The 21,876-nt window shown below is 71.6% G+C and carries 20 protein-coding genes; 1 reads left to right on the top strand and 19 read right to left on the bottom strand.

Going from position 1 to position 21,876, the window contains the following annotated elements:
• Positions 1 to 142: 142 nt before the first annotated feature.
• The gene (locus ACFU53_RS29810; RefSeq protein WP_383998988.1) at positions 143 to 418 is read left to right on the top strand and encodes a hypothetical protein; all 276 of its coding nucleotides are present in this window, start codon (positions 143 to 145) and stop codon (positions 416 to 418) included.
• On the opposite strand, the gene ACFU53_RS29805 is transcribed toward ACFU53_RS29810, so the two are convergent.
• The 19 genes from ACFU53_RS29805 to ACFU53_RS29715 form a co-directional block, all read right to left on the bottom strand.
• On the bottom strand, positions 401 to 1,618 hold the full coding sequence (locus ACFU53_RS29805; protein WP_383998985.1) for a cytochrome P450: 1,218 nt from the start codon (positions 1,616 to 1,618) through the stop codon (positions 401 to 403). The two genes, ACFU53_RS29810 and ACFU53_RS29805, sit on opposite strands and share 18 nt — an antisense overlap.
• A 93-nt stretch (positions 1,619 to 1,711) precedes the next feature.
• A complete protein-coding gene (locus ACFU53_RS29800) occupies positions 1,712 to 2,377 on the bottom strand; it encodes a response regulator (RefSeq protein WP_383998981.1) in 666 nt (221 codons plus the stop codon).
• On the bottom strand, positions 2,374 to 3,726 hold the full coding sequence (locus tag ACFU53_RS29795) for a sensor histidine kinase (RefSeq protein WP_383998978.1): 1,353 nt from the start codon (positions 3,724 to 3,726) through the stop codon (positions 2,374 to 2,376). The genes ACFU53_RS29800 and ACFU53_RS29795 overlap by 4 nt, the downstream gene beginning before the upstream one ends.
• Before the next feature lie 282 nt (positions 3,727 to 4,008).
• Positions 4,009 to 4,683: a response regulator gene (locus ACFU53_RS29790; RefSeq protein WP_383998975.1), complete on the bottom strand. Its 675-nt coding sequence runs from the start codon at positions 4,681 to 4,683 to the stop codon at positions 4,009 to 4,011.
• Positions 4,680 to 6,119, bottom strand: coding sequence for a sensor histidine kinase (locus ACFU53_RS29785; RefSeq protein WP_383998972.1), 1,440 nt, complete (start codon positions 6,117 to 6,119; stop codon positions 4,680 to 4,682). Before ACFU53_RS29785 ends, ACFU53_RS29790 begins: the two co-directional genes overlap by 4 nt.
• Positions 6,120 to 6,129: 10 nt before the next feature.
• Positions 6,130 to 7,326: an acyltransferase gene (locus ACFU53_RS29780; protein ID WP_383999020.1), complete on the bottom strand. Its 1,197-nt coding sequence runs from the start codon at positions 7,324 to 7,326 to the stop codon at positions 6,130 to 6,132.
• Positions 7,263 to 7,550 (bottom strand): hypothetical protein, encoded by a 288-nt coding sequence (locus tag ACFU53_RS29775; protein ID WP_383999022.1) that lies wholly within the window; start codon positions 7,548 to 7,550, stop codon positions 7,263 to 7,265. The genes ACFU53_RS29780 and ACFU53_RS29775 overlap by 64 nt, the downstream gene beginning before the upstream one ends.
• Positions 7,547 to 8,449 carry an alpha/beta hydrolase gene (locus ACFU53_RS29770; RefSeq protein ID WP_383998969.1) on the bottom strand — a complete coding sequence of 301 codons (903 nt, stop codon included), beginning with the start codon at positions 8,447 to 8,449 and terminating at the stop codon, positions 7,547 to 7,549. The genes ACFU53_RS29775 and ACFU53_RS29770 overlap by 4 nt, the downstream gene beginning before the upstream one ends.
• A gap of 360 nt (positions 8,450 to 8,809) precedes the next feature.
• Positions 8,810 to 9,772: an alpha/beta hydrolase gene (locus ACFU53_RS29765; protein WP_383998966.1), complete on the bottom strand. Its 963-nt coding sequence runs from the start codon at positions 9,770 to 9,772 to the stop codon at positions 8,810 to 8,812.
• A gap of 407 nt (positions 9,773 to 10,179) precedes the next feature.
• Entirely contained in the window at positions 10,180 to 11,496 is a 1,317-nt protein-coding gene (locus tag ACFU53_RS29760) for a kynureninase (protein WP_383998963.1), read from the bottom strand.
• Positions 11,489 to 12,334 carry a tryptophan 2,3-dioxygenase family protein gene (locus ACFU53_RS29755; RefSeq protein ID WP_383998960.1) on the bottom strand — a complete coding sequence of 282 codons (846 nt, stop codon included), beginning with the start codon at positions 12,332 to 12,334 and terminating at the stop codon, positions 11,489 to 11,491. Before ACFU53_RS29755 ends, ACFU53_RS29760 begins: the two co-directional genes overlap by 8 nt.
• A 154-nt stretch (positions 12,335 to 12,488) precedes the next feature.
• On the bottom strand, positions 12,489 to 12,902 hold the full coding sequence (locus ACFU53_RS29750; protein ID WP_383998957.1) for a DUF3151 domain-containing protein: 414 nt from the start codon (positions 12,900 to 12,902) through the stop codon (positions 12,489 to 12,491).
• Between the two features lie 154 nt (positions 12,903 to 13,056).
• The gene (locus ACFU53_RS29745) at positions 13,057 to 14,529 is read right to left on the bottom strand and encodes an MFS transporter (protein ID WP_383998955.1); all 1,473 of its coding nucleotides are present in this window, start codon (positions 14,527 to 14,529) and stop codon (positions 13,057 to 13,059) included.
• Between the two features lie 343 nt (positions 14,530 to 14,872).
• The gene (gene fbaA / locus ACFU53_RS29740) at positions 14,873 to 15,913 is read right to left on the bottom strand and encodes a class II fructose-bisphosphate aldolase (protein WP_383999018.1); all 1,041 of its coding nucleotides are present in this window, start codon (positions 15,911 to 15,913) and stop codon (positions 14,873 to 14,875) included.
• Positions 15,914 to 16,119: 206 nt separating this feature from the next.
• On the bottom strand, positions 16,120 to 16,674 hold the full coding sequence (gene pyrE, locus ACFU53_RS29735) for an orotate phosphoribosyltransferase (RefSeq protein ID WP_383998952.1): 555 nt from the start codon (positions 16,672 to 16,674) through the stop codon (positions 16,120 to 16,122).
• Between the two features lie 122 nt (positions 16,675 to 16,796).
• Positions 16,797 to 17,591, bottom strand: coding sequence for an aldose 1-epimerase (locus ACFU53_RS29730; RefSeq protein ID WP_383998949.1), 795 nt, complete (start codon positions 17,589 to 17,591; stop codon positions 16,797 to 16,799).
• Between the two features lie 191 nt (positions 17,592 to 17,782).
• Complete coding sequence (locus ACFU53_RS29725) at positions 17,783 to 18,733, bottom strand: SRPBCC family protein (RefSeq protein WP_383998946.1); 951 nt, start codon at positions 18,731 to 18,733, stop codon at positions 17,783 to 17,785.
• 114 nt (positions 18,734 to 18,847) lie between these two features.
• Positions 18,848 to 20,425 carry a polyamine aminopropyltransferase gene (locus ACFU53_RS29720; RefSeq protein WP_383998943.1) on the bottom strand — a complete coding sequence of 526 codons (1,578 nt, stop codon included), beginning with the start codon at positions 20,423 to 20,425 and terminating at the stop codon, positions 18,848 to 18,850.
• Positions 20,426 to 20,855: 430 nt separating this feature from the next.
• Entirely contained in the window at positions 20,856 to 21,377 is a 522-nt protein-coding gene (locus ACFU53_RS29715) for a DUF2617 family protein (RefSeq protein WP_319267385.1), read from the bottom strand.
• Positions 21,378 to 21,876: the final 499 nt, after the last annotated feature.

Here is a 21,876-nt window from a genome sequence, read left to right as displayed (position 1 = left end):
GGGGCGCGTCCCTCCGGTCATGGATCAACCGGAGCAGCCCGGAGCGGCGGGGCGAGCGGAACGAGGGGAACGAGGGGGCCGGGGGTTGGATCGGCAGAGCGCCCTGGGGTGTGGTGGGTGTGCGCTGTCGGCGGTGGGCGCGGTGACCGCGACGCTCGCGTGGAGCACCTCTGACCGCACCCAACGCCGCCTCCGAGGCGGCTTCGAGGGCGAGGGCACGGACTACACCGTCCTCGCCACCGAACTCCCCTTCGTTGCCCTGGCCGGAGCCGCCCTCCCGGCCGTCGTCTGCCTGGTGATCGCGCTGCTGCTGGCCCGGCGACGGGGGCAGGCAGCGGGGTCGGGCTCGGGGTCGACGCCGGGCTCGGGGTCGACGCCGGGCTCGGGTGGTGGGGGTTTCTCAGACCTCGACGGATAGGCCGTCCAGGCCCCGGATCACGAAGTTCGGCTTCCGGGTCGGCTCGGTGGCGAGGGCGAGGGTCGGGGCCTTCTCCAGGAGGGCCGTCATCGAGGCCGCCAGTTCGATACGGGCGAGGGGGGCGCCGATGCAGTAGTGGATGCCCGCGCTGAAGGAGATGTGCGGGTTCTCTTCACGGGTGAGGTCCAGCTTCTCGGGGTCGGCGAACACGGACGGGTCGTGGTTCGCCGAGCCGAACAGCATCGCGATCTCCGCGCCCCGGGGAACCGTCGTCCCGTCGATCTCGATGTCGTCCAGCACCCACCGCTCGAAGAGCTGCAACGGGGTGTCGTACCGCATCAGCTCCTCCACCGCCGCCGGCACCGACGACCGGTCCGCGCGCAGGGCCGCCAACTGCTCCGGGTTCCGGAACAGCGCCCACCAGCCGTTCACCGTGGCGTTGACCGTCGCCTCGTGGCCCGCGTTCAGCAGCAGCGCACAGGTCGAGATCATCTCCTGCTCGGTGAGGCGGTCGCCCTCGTCGTACGCGGCGATCAGGCCCGAGACCAGATCCTCGCCCGGCTCCGCCCGACGGTGCGCGATCAGCTCCCGCAGATACTCCGAGAACTCCACCGACGCCCGCACCGCCCGCTTCGCCGTCCCCTCCGACGGACTCAGCTCGTACATCCCGCAGATGTCCGCCGACCAGGGCCGCAACTGCGCCCGGTCCGACTCGGGGATACCGAGCATCTCGGCGATCACCGCCACCGGCAGCGGCTCCGCGACATCCGTCAGCAGGTCACCCCCGCCGGCCTCCACCAACCCGGCCACCAGTTCACCGGCCAGGTCCTCCACATACGGCTTCAGCCGCTCCACCGTGCGCGGGGTGAACGCCTTCGACACCAGCCGCCGGATCCGCGTGTGGTCCGGGGGCTCCAGGTCGAGCATCCCGTGGTCGTTCAGCGTGTGGAACGGCTCGTGCTCTTCCGGCGGCGCGCCGCGACCGAAGTCCTCGTGCGTGAACCTGTGCTGGTACGTCCGCCCGAGCCGCCGGTCCCGCAGCAACGCCGAGACGTCCGCGTGGTGCGGGACGAGCCACTGGTTCGTGGGCTCGAAGTACTGCACCCGGCCCCGGGCCCGCAGCTCCGCGTACGCCGGGTACGGGTCGGCCAGGAAGTCGGGGTCCCACGGGTCGAAAGCGAGGTCGGAAGCAGGTGCCATGACCGGACGCTAACCCGCGAGCGGGCCCGATGAACAGGGGGATCCGGCCGCATGACCTCGACAGACTCGGCAAAGCCGTCCCATGGGCCCCTGTCAGCCGGGCGTGACCAACCTCGCCTCGTACGCGAACACCGCCGCCTGGGTGCGGTCGCGCAGGCCCAGCTTGACCAGGACCCGGCTCACATGGGTCTTGATCGTGGACTCGGCGACCACCAGGCGCTCGGCTATCTCCGAGTTCGACAGGCCCTGGGCGATGAGGACCAGGACCTCGGTCTCGCGGTCGGTGAGTTCGCCGTACGCCAGCTGGGTGGCCGCCGAGGGGCGGGGGGCCTGGGCCAGCTTGGAGAACTCCGTGATCAGGCGCTTGGTGACGGACGGGGCGAGGAGTGCCTCCCCGGCGGCCACCACCCGTACTCCCTCTGCCAGTTGGCGGGCCGAGGCGTCCTTGAGGAGGAAACCGGAGGCTCCCGCGCGCAGTGCCTGGTACACATACTCGTCGAGGTCGAACGTGGTCAGGACGAGCACCCTCGCCCCGCCGTCCGACGCCACGATCTCGCGGGTGGCCTCAATGCCGTTCAGCTCGGGCATCCGGATGTCCATCAGGACGACGTCCGGCGACAGCTCCCGGACCCGGTCGACCGCGTCCCGGCCGTTCACCGCCTCGCCGACCACCTCGATGTCCGGCATCGCGCCGAGCAGCACCGAGAAGCCCTCGCGGACCATCATCTGGTCGTCGGCGATCAGTACGCGGATCGTCATGCGTCGGCCTCGCTCGCGCTGGACACCGGCAGGAACACCGTCACCTCGTAGCCTCCGTCGGCCGTCTCGCCCGTCGTCATCTCGCCGTTCAGCATCGTGACGCGCTCGCGCATGCCGGTGATGCCGTGGCCGGCGCCGTGCGTGGACTTCACCAGGGTCACCTCCGGGGACGGGCCGTTGACTATGCGCAGGCCCAGGCCGCCCAGGACGTAGCCGATCTCCACCCGGGCCGTCGCTCCGGGCGCGTGCCGCAGGGTGTTGCTGAGGGCCTCCTGCACTATGCGGTACGCCGACAGCTCCACGCCCTGCGGGAGTTCACGGACCCCTCCGGTGACCACCTTGTCGACCGTGAGGCCGGCCTCCCGCACGTTGGCGAGCAGGCCGTCGAGGTCGGCGAGGGTGGGCTGCGGGGCGTCCGGGGCCTCGTAGTCCTCGGCGCGGACCACCCCGAGGACGCGGCGCAGCTCGGTGAGCGCGGCCACCGCGTTCTCCCGGATCGTGGCGAAGGCCTGCTCCAGCTCCGGCGGCGGGTTCTCCACGCGGTAGGGCGCGGCCTCGGCCTGGATGGCGACGACCGACATGTGGTGGGCGACGACGTCGTGCAGCTCGCGGGCGATCGTGGTGCGCTCCTCCAGGAGGGTGCGCTTGGAACGCTCGTGGGCCGTCACGGTCTGCTGGGCGGTCACCTCCTGCTGGGCCGTGCGGCGTATGGTCACGGCGGAGGCGGCCAGCAAGGCCATCGCGGATACGACCAGAAATGGACCTGTGTTCGACGCGTAGTGCCCCGCGCCGACGGTGCTTTCGAGGAGGAATCCGTACGTCGCGGTCAAGGCCCACATCCACCCGGCCGTGCGCGGCCGGGTACGCAGCGCCACCACCGTCAGCACCACCACGTGGCAGGCGAAGCTACCGGCCACCCAGGGCCAGTCGCTCCACGCGTCGCTGAACGCCCCGGTGACAGGGGTCGCGGCCATGGACACCCAGAAGGCTCCGACGGGCCGGATCAGCGTCAGCAGTACCGGGAACAGGGCGAGGAGGACGGACAGCATGATGCCGACCTCATCGCTGCCCTGGCTGGCGGATGCCGCGATGGACAGCGACAACAGACCGGCCGTCACCACCACCGCGTGCGGGGTCCAGCCCGCGTACTCCCTCATGCGGCCGGAGAGCCGACTGGTGAGCAGGCCGTCCGTTCTCATGCGGGGCAGTGGTCGGTAGGCGAACGCGTCGTGGAACAGGTCCTGCCGCAGCCTGCGCCACGCGTCCATCGCCACCCGGAACTCCGGGCTGCTGCTCGGCCTGCCCCCGCCGCGCAAGGGCATCGTCTGCGTCTGGGTCGTCTCGGTCATGTGGAAAACGGTAGGTGGGGGGCGGGGTCGACGTCGTCACCAGTGAGGAGGGTCTGTCCGGGTCCGTCTCAGGTACTACGGGTCATGCGTGGTCAGCGTGCATGTCGCGGCCGACGGTCCGTGGCCGTGGCCGGCGGTGCGTGGCCCTAGCCGGCGGTCCGTGGCCCTAGCCGGCGGTGCGTGGCCCTAGCCGGCGGTCCGTGGTCCGTGGCCGGCGATGTGTGGCCGTCGGTGACGTCCGTGGTCCGTGGCCGGCGGTGTGTGGCCGTCGGTGACGTCCGTTCAGTACCCCGTGGGGCGGACCAGGCCCGACTCATAGGCGAAGACCGCTGCCTGGGTGCGGTCGCGGAGGCCCAGTTTGACCAGGATGCGGCCCACATGGGTCTTCACGGTCTGTTCGGCGACGACGAGGCGTTGGGCGATCTCGGCGTTGGAGAGGCCCTGTGCGATCAGGGTGAGCACCTCGGTCTCCCGCTCGGTCAGGTCGCCGACGCGGGCCTTGAGGGGGCCGCGGGGTGTGGTGCCGAGACGGGAGAACTCGGCGATGAGGCGGCGGGTGATGCCGGGTGCGAGCAGGGCGTCGCCCGCCGCGACCACCCGTACCGCTTCGGCGAGCTGGTCGGCGGAGGCGTCCTTGAGGAGAAAGCCGGACGCGCCGGCGCGCAGCGCCTCGTACACGTACTCGTCGAGGTCGAAGGTGGTGAGGACGAGGACTCTGATGTGCGGGTTCTCGGTGGTGATGCGGTGGGTGGCCTCGATGCCGCCGAGTTCGGGCATGCGGATGTCCATCAGGACCACGTCCGGGGCGAGTTCGGCGACCTTGCCGATCGCGTCGAGACCGTGCACCGCCTGGCCGACGACGTCGATGTCGGGCTGGGTGTTGAGCAGCACCGAGAAGCCCTGTCGGACCATCTGCTGGTCGTCGGCGATCAGTACGCGGATGGTGCTGCTCGTCATGGACTCTTGTCTCCTGTCGTGTCCGGTGCGAGCTCCGAGGGCTCGCTGCCGGGGTCGCCGTTTCGTGGGAGGAAGGCCACGACGGCGAAGCCGCCGTGGGAGGTCTCGGTCGCCATGAGGGTGCCACCGAGCATCGTGGCGCGCTCACGCATGCCGAGGAGCCCATGGCCGGCGCCGGGGGACGGTGGGGCCTTGTGGGCGGGACGGGAGTTGATCACCCGTACCTGCAGACCGCGCGGGAAGTGGGTGAGCTCCACCCGAACGGTCGACCCGGGCGCGTGCCGCAACGCGTTGCTGAGCGCCTCCTGGACTATCCGGTACGCCGACAGCTCCACGCCCGGTGGCAGCGGGCTCGACTCGCCGTGGATCTCGGTGACGACCGACAGGCCGGCCGCGCGGGTGTTGTCGATGAGCGCGTCGAGACGGTCCAGGGTGGGCTGCGGGGCGTGCGGGGCGGTGCCCTCGGTGATGGCCGCTATCCCCTGCGGATCGTCGGGGCCGGGCGTCCGGTGAAGGTTCTCGGAGCGCAGCACACCGAGGACGCGACGGAGTTCGGTGAGGGCCTCCAGGGCGTTCTGCCGGATGCCGTGGAGGTTCTCCTTCAGTTCCTCGGAGGGGTTCTCCACCAGGTGGGGGGCGACCTGGGCCTGGATCGAGATCACCGACATGTGGTGGGCGACCACGTCGTGCAGTTCGCGGGCGATGCGGCTGCGCTCCTCCAGGAGGGTGCGGCGGGCGCGCTCCTCTGCGGTGATGCTCGTCTGCTCGACGAGTTGGGTGCGGGCCTCTCGGCGGCCGCGCATGGCGCTGCCGAGGAGGACGGCACCGACGAAGAACGCGAGGGCCAGCGGGCTCGTCGACGCGTACTCATGGGAGCCGACGAGGCCCTGCAGGGCGAAGGTGCCCAGCGTGGTCAGCACCAGCACCTCGATCACCACGCGGTTGGGCAGGCGCAGGGCGAGCAGGAAGAGGATGATCGCGTGGGCGATCAGCCCCATCGGGCTCCATGGCCAGGGAACGTCGGTGTCGATCGTGCCGTGGGGTAGCGGGGCGTCGGGGCCGCCCGTGACGTCGGGGGGCCACACACGGTAGTTGGCATCGGTCTGCTGGGTGAACAGTTGGGCTCGGACACCGAGGGCCACCACGGTGGTGACGACCATGGAGGCCCACCACGCCGGTACCGGCCACCAGAGGGCGAGCGCCACCGCTGCCGCCTGTGCCAGCGAGCACAACAGCGCGTACTGCGTGCCCAGTTGGTAGCTCTCGCCCATCTCGTCGATGTTTCCGAGCATGGTGAGGAGGGCGACCAGGACGACCAGGACGTGCGGGAGTCGGCGCAGCCGGGCGGAGGGTGGCAGCGGGTGCGGTTTGGCGCTCCACAGGTCCTCGCGCAGCAGCCGTACTCCTCTGGTCAGCCGCTCCTCCACCGCACTCATTCGCATCAGCCTAGGCATGGCGTACCGATGGGGTTGGCGTGTTCGGCTGTTGGGGGCTGGTTCGGGGTCGTGGTCGGGGGCTGGTTCGGGCGCGTATCGGTCGTGAGGTCTTCTGTCGTCGGGGCTTCCTGGGGCGGCGGTTCTCGTAGCCGTGGAAAGCGGACCAGCAAAGCAGGAGGGCGAGGGTGAAGACCGGGAGCCAGGCGAGCCGGGCCGCCACCCAGGTCAGGTTGTCGGGGAGGGTGTGCAGGCCGGGGAGGCGGCCTGCCGTCAGGCCTGTGGCGGTCGTCGCCATCATCGCCGTCTGGTGCCAGAGGAACACGGTCATCGCCGAGAGGTTGACGACGGCCACCGCCGCCCACGCCATCGGTCGGCGTCGCAGGGTGCGGCGGAGGGGGCCGCGCAGCAGGAGGGCCAGGCCGCACTGGGACAGGCCGAAGGTGACGACGGCCAGGGTGGGTGGGTTCAGGTTGGAGACCTGCGCGCCGGGGACGCCGACCATCGACGCCGGGTAGCCGGCCCAGATGATCAGGGCCGCCGTCGCCGCCGTGCCGGACACCAGCAGGGTCCAGCCCGCGCGGAGGCGCTCCAGTTCGCCTCGGGTCCAGGCCGCGCCCAGGGTGTACGGGACCAGCCAGCCTGCGGCCAGGTTGACCCAGCCGAGGGCTTGGGGGCCGCCGAGGCCGAAGCGGATGAGGTCCACGTGGAGGACCACGGCCAGGGGCCAGAGGGGGTTGAGGCGGGCCAACAGGGGCGTTGCTGCCGTCAGGGCTGCGAAGACCAGGAGGAACCACAGCGGGGACAGGGCAAGTTTCAGGAGGGTGTGGACCGTGTCGATGCGGGTGCCTGTGGCCAGGAGGGTGATCGTGACCGCCGTCCAGAGGGTCAGGAGGGCGGCGACCGGTATGAACAGGCGACCCAGGCGGGTGCGGAGCCATTGGGTGTACGTCGTGCCGTGGGCTCGGGTCGAGGTGTAGCTCTTCGTGGCTACGTGGCCGCCTACCAGGAAGAAGACGGCGAGGGTTTGGAACAGCCAGGAGATGGGGGCCAGTTGGGGCATGTGTTGGAGGGGGCTGGTGGTGTGGAGGGTGTTGCCGTCTGCGACCAGAGCGGTTACCAGCCAGTGGCCCAGGATTATGCCGACTATGGCGAGGGCTCGGAGGGCGTCCACTGCGCGGTCGCGGTGGGGCGGGGTGGCGGTGTTGATCTGGTGGGCGGCTTGGCGGGTGGTGGTGAGGAGGCGGCGTGGGGGGTGTGGGGGCTGAGCACCGCCGTTGGCGGCTGCGGCACGTGCTTCGGCCGTACCCCAGGCTCCGACTCCAGCCCCTGCCCCTGCCCCTGCCCCTGCCCCTGCCCCTGCTCCTGCCCCTGCTCCTGCTCCTGCTCCTGCTCCTGGAGTGTGGGGCGCCATTGGCGTGGGGGTGTGGTCACGCATGGGTTACCTCCGTGGGGGCGCCTTGGGCTATGTGGGCGAGGTTTTTCAGGGCGGTGGAGTTGGGAGTGAAGTAGTCGCTGTGGCCGGCGGGGCCTGCGGTGAAGACGTGGGCGCCGAAGGAGGGGGACGTGGGATCGGGGCCGAAGCCGAGGGTCGTGCCGAAGAGGTCTGCTCGGGTGTGCGGGACCATGCCGATCCAGTCGTCCGCGCCTCGGGCCGCCCATACGCGCGCCGAGGTGTGCAGAGCGGCCGCGCTGTCCGCGCCTGTGCCGGGGCTGCCGATCAGGGCCATGTCGTCGACGTCGTCGAGATCGGTGGCTGCGTGGACGCAGACGACCGAGCCGTAGGAGTGGCAGAGGAGGGCGATGCCGGTGGAGTCGCCCACCAGGCCTCGCAGTTCGCGTATGAACGTGCGGAGGTGGGGGGCCGCCTGTTCGGCGCGGGTGGGAGTGAGGACCGTCGTGCTGATGGTTCCGGGCGTTTCGTAGCCGAGCCAGGCGATCACCGCGGTGTCCGGGCCCGTGCGGTCGTGCAGGGCCTGCGCGGCTTTGTGGAAGCGGTCGTATGTGTCCAGGCTCGTGTCCGAGCCCGGGACCAGGACCGCTATGTGGTCGGCCTTCAGCAGATCGCCCAGGACTTCCACGGCCTGCCCCGGGCCTCGGCCGTCGAACGTCAGGAGTTGTCGGGCGGGCGCCGCCATCCACCGGTCGGCCGCGGCTCGGCTTCGGTCTCCATGGGCGTCGGCCATGCGGGCCGCCTCCGCGGCGTTCGCGCGGTTGGCCTCGTACGTCGACTGGAGTGTCGTCGGGGTCGGCGGGGCGAACGAGGCCGGAGGTGGGGCCGGGATCTGTGGCCTGGCCGCGGCGGAGACGGGGGCGATGACGGCCGTCGCCACCAGGAGGGCGAGCAGCGTTCGGCGTAGGCGGGCCGACCAGGCGGGTCGAGACCAGGGGGTGGGGTGCCGAGAGTTGGAGTGTCGGGGGCTCGTCGCTCTGGGGAGCGGTTGGGGTGGTTGCGTCGAGGCGCGGGGTTCCGTGGGTGGTTGGAGGTCTTCCTCCGGCCATGTCGCGACCCCCATGTCACCCGCCCCTTCCCGCTCGGGCGGCCCGTCCATCAGGCCGCTCTGCGAAGGAAGTTATGGATCGGGGGTCGTGGTCGGCGTCACGCCAGGGAGCTCACCTGATATGTAGCTCTCAGGTATTACGGGTATCAGCGGGAGGGTGCGAGCGGGGGTGGGGCCGTGCCAGGGCCCCGCTCACCAGGCCAGTTGCGCGATTTCCTCCACCACCACCGCGCACGCGTCCGCCGCCGGGTCGATGAGGGGGAAGTGGCCGACCTCCTCCAGCAGGGTCAGGCCCACGACCTCGCCCGCCTTGGCCGCGGCGTCGGCGTACGCCTCGGCGACGGCCTGGGGGACGACGATGTCGGAGCGGCCCTGTACGAGGGTGGTGGCGATGCCGGTCGGGAGGAGGAGCGCCGGGTCGGCGTAGGGGCGGCGCTCGGCGAACTCGTCCTGGCCGCCGAGGAGTTGGGTGGCCGCGCCGCCGCAGACGTCGAGCTTCTCGGCGACGGTGAAGTCGGCGATGGGGGCCAGGGCGACGACGCCGCGGAGAGGGGCGGGGCGGGGGGTGCGCCACGGGGTGTCCGCCGGGAGTACGTGGCGGGCCGCGGCCCACAGGGCGAGATGGCCGCCGGCGGAGTGGCCGGTGAGGACCATGCGGCGGGGGTCCGCCTGGGGCAGGGCCTGGCGTACGAGGTCCGGCAGGGCGTCGAGGGCGGCGGCGATGTCGTCGAACGTCTCCGGCCAGCGGCCCGCGATCGAGCCGGGGGTGCCGGTGGGGCCGGTCTGGGTGGGGAGTGAGCTTCCCCTTCTGTACTCGACGTTGGCCACCGCGAAGCCGTGGCGGGCGATGAAGTCGGCGAAGGGGGTGATGTGGTGGCGGTCGTAGGGGGCTCGCCAGGCGCCGCCGTGCAGGACTACGACCAAGGGGGCGGTGGCCGTGGATGCGGCTGCGTCGGGCTCGGGGGGCGTGCGCGTACCCGTACCTGTGGCTGTTCCTGCGCCCCCGTCCGCGTCGGGGGCGCGGGGGGCGTAGAAGTCGATCACCTGGTCGGGGTGGTCGCCGTAGGCGGCCGTGGTGTCGGGGGTGACCGGTGGGTGCGAGAAGGCGGATGCCTCTTCGGCGGCATCGCGGGCTGCGGCGTCGTCGTCCGGCATGCGCCAACCTCTCGGGTGAAACGGATTTGGAAGGGTTTGGGTGGGCGGGTACCTGGGAATAGGGCGCCTGCCGTTGGCGGGGACGGTATCAGGCCGGTGACGTGCGTTGACACGGGGATATGACGCTGGGTCAGGGAGGCGTGGATGGGGTAGCCGGGGAGCGGCATGGGAGTGGAGCGGGGTGGAAGCGGGGCCGGTGCCGGGGCCGGCCGGGGGCGGGGCGGGTTTCGCTCACCGGCGCTTGCCGGGTGCCGCTGCGCCCACCCGTGCCGCCCCAGCGGCACGACTGCCCGCAGCAACGACAAGCGTGGGCGCCGCCCCAGCAGCGCGACCGCGCTGCTACCCCAGCGCTCCCAACATCTCCCCCGGCACCGCTACCCCAGCGCCCCCGGCATCTCCCCGCGCCGTTACCTCATCGACTCCAACGTCTCGCCCAGCACCCGGGCCGCGCGCTCTACGTCCGCGAAGCTGACATAGAGGGGGGTGAAGCCGAAGCGGAGGACATCGGGGTGGCGGAAGTCGCCGATGACGCCCTGGTGGATGAGGCGTTTCATGACGTCGTCGGCGTCGTCGCAGCGGAGGGCGACCTGGCTGCCGCGTTCCGCGTGGGCGGTCGGGGTGAGGGACTCGACTCGGCCTTCGGGAACGTATGCCGCTACGCAGCGCAGGAAGAAGTCCGTCAGGGCGAGGGACTTGGCGCGGACCGACTCGATCGTCACCCCGGCCCCGGTCCCCGCCCCAACCCCAGCCGCAGTCCCAGTCCCAGTCCCAGTCTCTTCGGCGACGCGCCCTCCCCTTCCCCCGTACCACACGTCAAGTGCCGCCTCCAGAGCGAGCATTGACAGGATGTCAGGTGTGCCGACGCGGCCCCGCGGCGCGCCCGTCGCGGGCTCGTAGGTCGGGTGCATGGCGAAGGGGTGGGCGTGGGAGGTCCAGCCGGGGAGGGGGGAGTCGAAGCGGGGCTGGAGGTCGTGGCGGACGTAGAGGTAGGCCGGGGAGCCGGGGCCGCCGTTGAGGTACTTGTAGGTGCAGCCGACCGCCAGGTCGACCCCGTGTTCGTCGAGGCCTACGGGGAGGGCACCCGCGCTGTGGCAGAGGTCCCAGACGACGTAGGCGCCGGCCTGGTGGACCGCCGCCGTCAGGCCGGGCAGGTCGTGGAGGCGGCCGGTGCGGTAGTCGACGTGGTTGAGGAGGACGGCGGCCGTACGGTCGCTCAGGGCGGCCGGGACCTCCGCCGGGGTCACCGGGCGCAGTGTGCGGCCGGTCATACGGGCCGCGGACTCGGCTATGTAGCCGTCCGTGGGGAACGTCGTCGCGTCGACCAGGATCTCGTCGCGGCGGCCGTCACCGGCCTCGTCCGCCATGCGTACCGCCGCCACGACCGCCTTGAAGACGTTGACACTCGTGGAGTCGCCGACCACGATCTGGCCGGGCGCCGCGCCCACCAGCGGAGCGATGCGGTCGCCGATCCGCTCGGGCGCGGTCCACCAGCCGCTCTCGTCCCAGGAACGGATGCGCAGCTCGCCCCACTCGCGGTACACGACATCCGTGAGCCGTCCGGGGACCGACACCGGGAGCGCGCCGAGCGAGTTGCCGTCGAGGTACACGGCGTCGTCGAGGACGAAGCGGGTGCGCAGGCCGGACAGTTCGTCGGCCGCGTCCAACTCCACTGCTTGGGCGGCCAGTTCAGTGCTGCATTCGGTGATTTCGGTGAGTTCAGACATGGGAGCGCGCCGTCCACAGCTCGGGGAAGACGTTCTTCCGGGCGCGCTTCTCCAGCCAGGCCACGCCGGCGGAACCGCCCGTGCCGGCCTTGGAACCCATCGAGCGGCGGGTGGCGACGAGGTGGTCGTTGCGCCAGCGCCAGACGAGTTCGGCAACGTCGGTCAGCGCCTCGCCGAGGCGGGCGAGTTCGTGGTCCGGGTCGCCGGAGTACAGCTCGGTCCACACCTCCTCGACCTCGGGGGAGGGCTCGTAGCGCTGGGAGACGTCACGGCGTACGACGGAGTCGGGGATAGCGTGGCCGCGGCGGGCCAGGAGCCGCAGGACCTCGTCGTAGAGGCTCGGCTCATGCAGCGCCTTCTCCAGCTCGGCGTGGACGCGCGGGGCACCCCGGTGCGGGACGAGCATGGAGGCGGACTTCTCGCCGAGCAGGAACTCCATCCGGCGGTACATCGCCGACTGGAAGCCGGAGCCCTCGCCGAGGGCGGCGCGGTAGGAGTTGAACTGGCCGGGGGTGAGCTGGCCGAGGGGCTTCCAGGAGGCGTTCAGGGCCTCCAGTTCGCGTACGGAACGCTTCAGCGCGTCCTTCGCCGTCGCCACGTCGTCGCCCCGGACCGCGGCGGTCGCGGTCTCCCACTCGTGCACGATGACGGTGAACCACAGCTCCATGACCTGGGTGGTCACCAGGAAGACCATCTCGCCGGGGTCGTCGGAGAGGGGGTGCTGGAGGTGGGTGAGGACGTCCGCCTGGACGTAGTCCTCGTACGGGGTGGTGCCCTGGAAGTCGAGATGCGGGGTCTCGGGCTCCGAAGCCTCGTGGGGCTGAGCCGGATGCGACATCGCTGTCTCCTGCTGTGTACTCCGGGTAGCGGTCCGCCCCTGCCGAATTCCGACACGGGGGCCCCGGTCCCCACCCGCATGTTCGGTCATACCCTCCGGTACCGCAAGGTCCGCCTGGTCACACCAGGCGGACCTGCACGAACCGTCCCCTCGGTCAGCTCAGCGTCTGCGCCGCCGTCGGGGAGGAGTCCTTCAGGAACTGGGAGCAGCGCTCGTGCTCCTCCTGCTCACCGATGTCTCCCGCGGCGCGGGCCAGGGCGTGCAGGGCGCGCAGGAAGCCACGATTCGGCTCGTGCTCCCAGGGGACGGGGCCGTGGCCCTTCCAGCCGCTGCGGCGCAGGGCGTCCAGACCGCGGTGGTAACCCGTACGGGCGTAGGCGTACGACTCCACGACACTGCCCCGCTCGTACGCCTCGTCGGCGAGCTGGGCCCAGGCGAGGGAGGAGGTGGGGTACTTGGCGGCGACGTCGGCCGGGGCCGTGCCGTTCGCGAGGAGTTCGCGGGGCTCCGGGTCGTCGGGGAGGTGCGTCGGGGGCGGGCCCCCGAGGAGGTTCTCGTGAATCGTCATGGGTTCCAGTCTGGCTCATGTGGGGGGTCGGGTTCGCCGGGTGGGGGTGGGGTTTCGGCGCCAGGTGTCTGCCCGGGGTTTTTCTCGCGGGCGGGTGCGGGTCGTACCTGGCGGCTCGCGCGGTTCCCCACGCCCCTTGCGGGGGCTTCGCCCGCTACTTCTCCGCCGTCTCTCCCGTCTGCGTGCCCTCCAGCGGCGGAGCCGTTACGCAGCCATGGGTGTGGCATTCGGGGTGGTGGCAGTCGGGGGCGGGGCGACGGACCGTGGCGTAGGCCAGGGCCGAGGCGACGAGGAGGGCGATCGCGCAGGCGAGCATGGCGGTGTCGAAGGCGCTGTCGAACTGGGTGGGTGAGCGGTAGGCCTCTGGGCCCATGCCGGCGATCAGAGGGAGTGCGGCTACCGCCAGGAGGCCCGCCGCTCGGGCGGCGGCGTTGTTGATGCCGCTGGCGAGGCCGGCGTGGTCGGTGGTGACCGAGGCGAGGACGGTGGCGGTCAGGGGGGCCACGAGGGTGACCATGCCCAGGCCCATGACCAGGAGGGCGGGGAGGACGTCGGTGGCGTACGCGGCGTCGGGGCCCACGCGGAGCATCAGCAGGACGCCCGCCGTGCACAGCAGGGGGCCGACGGTGAGGGGGATGCGGGGGCCGATGCGTTCGCCGAGGGCGCCCGCGCGGGCCGACAGGAGCAGCATCAGGACGGTGATGGGGAGGAGGGCCGCGCCGGCGCCGAGGGCCGAGTAGCCGGAGACCACCTGGAGCTGGAGGGCGGCGAGGAAGAAGAAGCCGCCGAAGGCCGCGTACACGAACAGGGTGACGATGTTGACCGCCGTGAACTGGCGGGACGCGAAGATCTCCGACGGCATCATGGGGTCGGGGCGGTGGCGTTCGACGTAGATGAACGCCACGGCCGTCGCCACGCCGGCGAGTGCGGTGGCCGCTACCGCGACCGTGCCCGCTCTGGCCTCGATCAGCGCGTACGTGATGAACGCGAGGGACGCGGCTCCGAGCGTGGCGCCGAGAATGTCGAAGCCTCGGTCGTGGCTGCGGCCGTCCGCGGATTCCGGTACGTGGCGGGCGGCGATCGGGACGCAGAGGAGAGCGAGGGGGACGTTCAGGAAGAAGACCCAGCGCCAGCCGGGGCCGTCGACCAGCCAGCCGCCCAGGAACGGACCGACGGCCGCGCCTATGCCGCCGAAGCCGGACCACAGGCCCACCGCCTTCGCGCGGTCGTCCGGGTGGAAGGACGCCTGGATGAGGGCGAGGGAGCCGGGGGTGAGGAGCGCGCCGCCCACGCCCTGGAGGGCCCGGGCGGCGATCAGTACGCCGCCGCTCGGGGCGATGCCGCAGAGGAGTGAGGCCACGGCGAACCACACCACGCCCACGACGAACACCTTGCGGCGGCCGAAACGGTCGCCCAACGCGCCGCCGAGGAGGATCAGGCCGGCGAGGGTGAGCATGTACGCGTTGACGGTCCACTGGAGGGCCGCGAGGTCGGCGTCCAGGTCCAGGCCGATGCGCGGGAGGGCGACGTTGACGACCGTCGAGTCCAGCATGGCCATGCTGGAGCCGAGCACCGTGGTCAGCAGGATCCACTTGCCCTGGGCAGAAGCCAGGCGTACGTCGGCCATGGTCGGAATCATCCCGTGCTAGAGGCGTTTGGGCCAGGTGTGGAACGTGCCCGGAACTGTGCGGCCGGGCGGAGGGCATGCGGGCCGGGCGGGGTCGCGCAACCCGGCGCTGACGGGACGCCGCTGCGCCCGCTCTCCCCCACTCTCGGCTTCGCTCGAGCGAGAGGTGCCCCCATCGCCCCTGGCGGGCACGACTGCCCGCAGCCAGGCAGGCTGAGACGACGCCCAGCGACACGACGGCCCCACAGCACGGCTGCCCGCAGCTGAGTGATGACAGCTGCGGGCAGCCGCGGTGGTGCGGCCGGGCCGCCCCGTACCGGGCGGCGGAGCCGTCCCGTATCGCTTACTTGATCTTCGTGCCCGCGGAGCGCAGGTTGCCGCAGGCCTCGACGACGCGGGCGGCCATGGAGGCCTCCGCGAGCTTGCCCCAGGTGCGGGGGTCGTAGGTCTTCTTGTTGCCGACCTCGCCGTCGATCTTCAGGACGCCGTCGTAGTTCTGGAACATGTGTGCGGCGACCGGACGCGTGAAGGCGTACTGGGTGTCGGTGTCGATGTTCATCTTGACGACGCCGTTCTCCAGGGCGGTGCGGATCTCCTCCTCGGTGGAGCCGGAGCCGCCGTGGAAGACGAAGTCGAAGGGGGACTCCTTGCCGAAGCGGGCGGCGACGCCCTCGTTCAGCTCCTTGAGGAGGTCGGGGCGCAGGACGACGTTGCCCGGCTTGTAGACGCCGTGGACGTTGCCGAAGGACGCGGCCAGCAGGTAGCGCCCCTTCTCGCCCAGGCCGAGCGCCTCGGCCGTACGGATCGCGTCGTCGACCGTCGTGTAGAGGGAGTCGTTGATCTCGTGGGAGACGCCGTCCTCCTCACCACCGGTCGGGGTGATCTCGACCTCGAGGATGATCTTCGCGGCGGCGGCGCGGACGAGGAGCTCCTGGGCGATGGAGAGGTTGTCGGCGAGGGTCTCGGCCGAGCCGTCCCACATGTGGGACTGGAAGAGGGGGTTCTCGCCGCGCGCGACCCGCTCCTCCGACACCGCGATCAGCGGACGTACGTAGCCGTCCAGCTTGTCCTTCGGGCAGTGGTCCGTGTGCAGGGCGACCGTGACGGGGTACTTCTCGGCCACGATGTGCGCGAACTCCGCCAGGGCGACGGAACCCGTCACCATGTCCTTGCTGTACTGACCGCCCAGGAACTCGGCGCCGCCGGTCGAGATCTGGACGATGCCGTCGCTCTCCGCCTCCGCGAAGCCCCGCAGGGCGGCGTGCAGCGTCTGGGTCGAGGTCACATTGATGGCCGGGTAGGCGAACTTGCCTGCCTTCGCCCGGTCGAGCATCTCGTTGTAGACCTCGGGGGTTGCGATGGGCATGGTCCGCTCCTTGTATATGCGGGTGGCGTTGTGCTTACGAGCCCTGACCTAGGGTTGCGACGTCATCGTCGGCCCCATCTTTCCAGACGTGACCGAATGCTCCGGCCAGGGTGTCCGGAACTGTTCGGTAACCCCTGACCTTGGTGTTCTCAGGTGTTCTTACAGTCCGATGAACATCAAGTCCGGTGGACATCAAGTCCGGTGGACATCAAGTCCGGTGGACATCAGTCGAGGCCCAGCTCGTCCTTCGAGAACGCGAAGAGATACGGGACTCCGGCGCCCTGCTCGATCTTCTCGGCGGCGCCGGTCGCCCGGTCGACGATGGTGGCGACGCCGACGACCTCGGCACCGGCCTCGCGCACGGCCTCGACGGCGGTCAGCGGGGAGCCGCCGGTGGTGGAGGTGTCCTCGACGACGAGTACGCGGCGGCCGCGGATCTCCGGCCCCTCCACCCGCCGCTGCAGCCCGTGCGCCTTGGCCGCCTTGCGGACGACGAACGCGTCCAGCCTGCGGCCCCGCGCGGCGGCCGCGTGCAGCATCGCGCCGGCCACGGGGTCGGCGCCCATCGTGAGACCGCCGACCGCGTCGAAGTCGAGGTCGGCGGTCAGGTCGAGCAGCACCTGCCCGACCAGCGGGGCGGCCTCGCCGTCGAGGGTGACACGGCGCAGGTCGACGTAGTAGTCCGCCTCCAGACCCGACGACAGGGTCACCTTGCCGTGCACCACGGCCTTGTCCTTGATCTGCTGCAGCAAAGATCCACGTACGTCCACGTCAGTCATGGCAGCCAGCTTAAGGGGGCCCTTATGTCCGCTTACAGGCCGTCCGCTTACAGGCCGTCCGCTCACAGGCCGTCCGCTTACAGGCCGTCCGCTTACAGGCCGTCCGCTCACAGGCTGTCCGCTCACAGGCGCCGCCAGGTCCACGTGGTCGTGGCTTCGAGGGGCTCGATGGGAGTGACGAGGCGCGGGTGGGTGTTGAGGCCGTTGGGCGGGCCTGTCTGCGGTTCGACGCACACGGCCTCCGCCTGCTCGTCGTAGATCACGACCCATTCCTCGCGGGAGGCGACCTTCAGCTCCAGCCGCTCCGGCCAGGTGAGGGTGACGTCGACGCCGTCGGGCATGCCGAAGCAGTCGTCCCAGGGGCCGGGCTCGGGGTCGAGGCGCCTGCCGGTGGGGAGGTGGTCCGCGCCGCGCTCCTCCTGCCAGGCGGGCGTGAAGTCGATCCGTACGTCCTCGCCGCCGCCGGCCAGGTTCCGGTTGAACCAGGGGTGCCAGCCGATCTGGGCCGGGAAGGAGGAGTCGTACGCCTCCACGGACATGGTGAGGGTGAGGGCGTCCGGGGTGAGGGCGGCCACCTGGGTGACGCGGCCGGGGTAGGGCCAGGGCGCGACGAGGTCGTACGTGAGGACGGCCTCCGAGTCGCCGTGGCTCGCGACCCGCCAGGCTCCGTCGCGGGTCGTGCCGTGGATGGCGTTGGGCGGGGCGTTGAGGGGCATCTGCCGTACGGCGACGCCGCTGAGGAAGCGGCCGTCGCGGATGCGGCCGCACCACGGCACCATCGGGAAGCAGCCGAAGCGCTCGCCCTGACGCAGCAGTTCGACCCCACCGACCCGCAGGCCCGCCACCCGGCCACCGTTCCCCGGCGCCAGCACCACCTCCGCGTCACCCGCGGTCAACGTGATCTCTTCGCTACTCACCCCTCGACCCTACTGGGCCACGTCCGCGGGGAGTTGCCGCCCCGCGCCTCACGCGACGGGGCCGCCCGGCAGAGAACGGCCGGGGGCGTGCCGGCCGCACGGCGGCGAGCGATCTCCTCCGCGCTGCGGCTTCGTCGAACTCGATGACGCACACGGTCCGCACGGCGGTCAGCGCCCACGGGACGGTGCCCTCAGCGGCGTCTGCGCAGGGCGCGGCTCACGATGATGGCGGAGGCGACGGCGAGGGCCGCCGCGGGGGCCGCCCAGCGGAGGGTGGCGCTCGCGGAGACGGTCTCGGGGGCGGGGACCGGGGCGTACCGGCCGCGCGGCGGGGCGTGATCCACCTCCTCCGCGCTGCGGCCGATCATCGTCCGGCGTGCGTGCGCGGCCTCCGCCGGCGGCTCACCGCCGGCGACGAAGTCCCCCTCGGCGAAGGGCTCCAGCGCCGACGGCGGAACGTCGGCCTCGAAGCCGGAGGCGGGCGGCTCCTCTTCCACGGGGGCGGGCGGCTCATGCTCGACGGAGGCCGGGGGCTTGTCCTCCTCGCCTTTCCCGTCAGTGACTTCAGCGGTTCCTGAGGCTTCAGCGGTTCCTGAGGCTTCGCCGGTGTCGGAGGCCTCTGCGGCTTCGGCGGCCCCTGCGGCTTCGGCCTCGACGGTCTCGGAATCGGCAGTCTCGGATTCGGCAGTCTCCGGCTCGGTCTCGGCCGCCGCTCCCAGGCCCTCCGCGAACTTCCCCAGCAGCCGCGTCACCGCCGAGGACACCGAGTCGGCCGGGAGTTCGGTGATGCGGCCGTCGGCGGTGGCTGTGCCGGTGTAGGTGAGGGTGGTGCCCTCAGTGCCCTCAGTGCTCATGGTGGCCGGGGTGAGGCGGAGGGTGAGGGTGAGTTTCACCTTGCCGGTGCCTCGGGCCTCTATGGCGTCGCCCTGCACGGCGTAGGAGCCGTCGTCCTGGGCGGTGACCCGGAGAGTGCCTCGGTAGGTGATGGTGTGGCCGGCGACCCGTACCTTCAGGCGGCCGGCGACCGGTGGGGTGCCCGCGTCCTGCTGGAGCCCGGGGACCGCTCGGGCCACCCGCTCGGGGTCGGACAACGCCTCCCGAAGGCGGCCGACGGGAACCGGAACGAACACCTCATGCTCCATGGAAACCGAGCCTACCCAGGTGGCACCGCACCGCACCCGTACATACGCGTTATTGCTCGTATTCCGCCCCACGCAGCCCCGCGCGACCCACTCGACCCACTCGACCCTTGCAGCTCAGTCGGCGTACCTCGGGTGCACCAGCGTCGACGGCGGCAGGCCCTGCACGCGGTCGGCTGCGTCGAGGCGCGCGGCCCCGGTACCGAGGTCCGGCGGCGGGCGTCGGCCGGAGTCGGGCCGGGTCGCCAGGACGAAGCCCGGGTCGGCGGCGGTGACACGGTAGGGCGTGGTGCGCAGGCCGGTGGCGCGGACGGTGGCGTCGACCGTCCAGAAGACGTGCCGCCGGGACGACACCGGGCCCGCGTGCACCACCATGCGGCCGTCGAGGGCGAGGACCTCGCGGGCCAGACCGTAGAACTCCTGCGAGTAGAGCTTGGTACTCGCCGTGATGCCGGGGTCGGGAAGGTCCGAGATCACGACGTCGTACGTCTCCGTCGGGCGGGCGCCGCGCAGCCAGGCGAAGGAGTCCTCCGTGAAGACGCGGACGCGGTCGTCGTCGTAGGCGTGGCCGTTGAGGGCGGAGAGGGCGGGGTCCGTGCGGGCCAGACGCACCACGCCCGGGTCGAGTTCGACGATGTCGACCTGGCGTACGTCCTCGTGGCGGAGCACTTCGCGGGCGGCGAGACCGTCACCGCCGCCGAGGACGAGGACGCGGGCGTGCGGGCCGGCGTTCATGGCGGGGTGGACGAGGGCCCGGTGGTAGCGGTGTTCGTCGCGGTCGCTGATGCGCAGGCGGCCGTCGAGGAAGAGGGAGAGCGGACGGCCGTCCCTGCCGCCGGTGAGGACGACCTCCTGGACGCCGGTCTGCAGCGCGACCCGTACGTCCTTGCCGTACACCGCGCGCCTGACCGCGCGTTCGAAGTCGTCGACGTGTACGGCGGCAGTGGCGAGGAGACCGAGGACGGCGAGGTTGGTGACCAGCAGCAGCCAGCGGGCGCGGCGGCTCAGGTCGTGGCGGAACAGGCCCAGGACGAGGGCGCCGCCGACGAGGGCGTTGACCGTGCCGGTGAGCAGGGCTCCGGTCAACTGGCCGAGCCAGGGCAGGAGGAGGAAGGGGAAAGCGAGGCCGCCGACCAGCGCGCCCACGTAGTCGGCGGCGAACAGGTCGGCGACCGCTCCGCCCGCGTCCTGGCGGCGGATGCGCTGGATCAGCTCCATGAGCAGCGGGACCTCGGCGCCGATCAGCAGGCCGATGGCCAGGGAGAAGGCGACGAGGAGGTAGCGCGAGCCGCTCGCCCACATGCCGCCCCAGTCGCCGGTCCAGGCGAACGCCGCGTACAGCGCGAGGGCGCTGCAGCCGCCGACGAGGGCGAGGGCGGCCTCGATGGCGCCGAAGCCGAGGGCCGCGCGGGGGCGGAGGCGTTTGGCGGCGAGGGAGCCGATGCCCATGGCGAAGACCATGACCGAGAGAACCACGGAGGCCTGGGTGACGGAGTCGCCGATCAAGTACGAGGCGAGGGCGACGAGTTCCAGTTCGTACACGAGTCCGCAGGCGGCGCAGACGAAGACGCCGGCGAGGACGAGGAAGCGGCCGATTCCCGGGCGGACCGGTAGCCACGCCTGGGCACCCGCGCGGCCGTGGCCGCGCCAGGGGGGAGGGGCGCCGGGGGGTGCGGGGGCGTGCGGCTCGATCACTCCTCGCACGCTACCGTCACGGTCACGCTCCGCCGGGTCACCCACACGGGTGGTCTGCGACGCTTCGCCGGGGGCCTAATAGCTCGGGGGTTCGGGTGTGTTGGCGGGTGCGGGTGCGTCGTGGTTGCTCGCGCAGTTCCCCGCGCCCCTGAAAAGCAGGGGCTGCGCCCCGTGCTTTTCGGCCCGCCCCGTCGTCGTCTTCAGGCCCGCCCCGTCGTCGTCCTCAGGCCCGCCCCGCCGTCGTCTTCAGGCCCGCCCCGTCGTCGTCTTCAGGCCCGCCCGGCCGTCGTCTTCAGGCCCGCAGGGCCTGGTCTTTCAGGGGCGCGGGGAACTGCGCGACCCGCCCCCACCGGACCCGCACCCGACCACCCACCACAGCCAGCCCACCCCACCCCACCCCACCCCTCGCCCGGCCCGGCCCACCCCTCACTCACAGAGTCACCGACACCCTGACCCCCACCCTCGTTCTCGTCGCGACCAGTTGGCCGTCCTGTGGATACGCGTGCCACGTACGCCAGTGCACTTGGCCCTCGTGTCGCTGCGCGAGCATGGCCGTGAAGGCGTGCGGGCTGCCCGGGAAGACGCCTGCCAGGCCGTGGGGGTGGTCGGAGACGAGGGCCAGCAGTTCCTGGGCCCGGCCGGCGAAGGAACCCGGGGACAGGACCTCGACACGGGCGGCGAATTCGTACTCCCAGTCGCCCACGCGTTTGGCCACGCCGAGCGGGAGGGGCGTACTGGACCCCGGGATGCACGCGACCGTCTCCGAACAGTGGCTGCCCTGTTCCTCCTCCAGGAGTACCTGGTGGGACGCGCCGAGCAGCCGCAACTGCAGTTTTGCGCCGGCGAGTTCGAGGTCGAGCGTGGCGAGCGCGGGCAGCGGTTCGCGCCCCAGGGCCCAGGCGAGGTCTGCCGCGCGCGTGTCGGTGTAGGCGGTGTTCAGGGTCGTGAGCATGGGTCGGCTCCGCAGCGACGCAAAGAGAAGAGGAGTGGGTCCGGCGCACCCCGGTCGGCACCGGGAGATGTGGCCCGGTCAGCCAGGTCGGATGAGGACGACGTCCCAGTCGGTCCGGTCAGCCGTGTCAGGCCTGCCGGGAGGGACGTCCGGGGGCTGCGTTGGCGATTTATAGGGAATCATGAACTGTGGCACCACCACAGCGTTTTTACCCAACTTGACGTGCTTTCCATCCCCCCGAGGGCAGGCCAGCTCAACTGTTCAACCAGGCGTACGCCCCGTCAGCCGACGTGCTCCCCACGCGCCCACCGAGTCGGGCGTGCGAACCTCGGGAAGCGCCCGCCGGACAACCGGGACCACCCGGCGTACTCAGGCGTGAACAGGAGTCACACCCGTGCGCCGCCCGGCCGTGGAGCAGGCGTGGAGCAGGCATGAAGCAGGCGTGGATCGGGCACGGACACCGGGGCGCCTGCCCCGTCCGAGCGGCACTACACACGCG

It is taken from the genome of Streptomyces sp. NPDC057474, assembly GCF_042802555.1.
Lineage (GTDB): Bacteria > Actinomycetota > Actinomycetes > Streptomycetales > Streptomycetaceae > Streptomyces.
The sequence above is the reverse complement of the archived record's forward strand: the minus strand, read 5'-3'. Positions and strand labels throughout refer to the sequence as shown.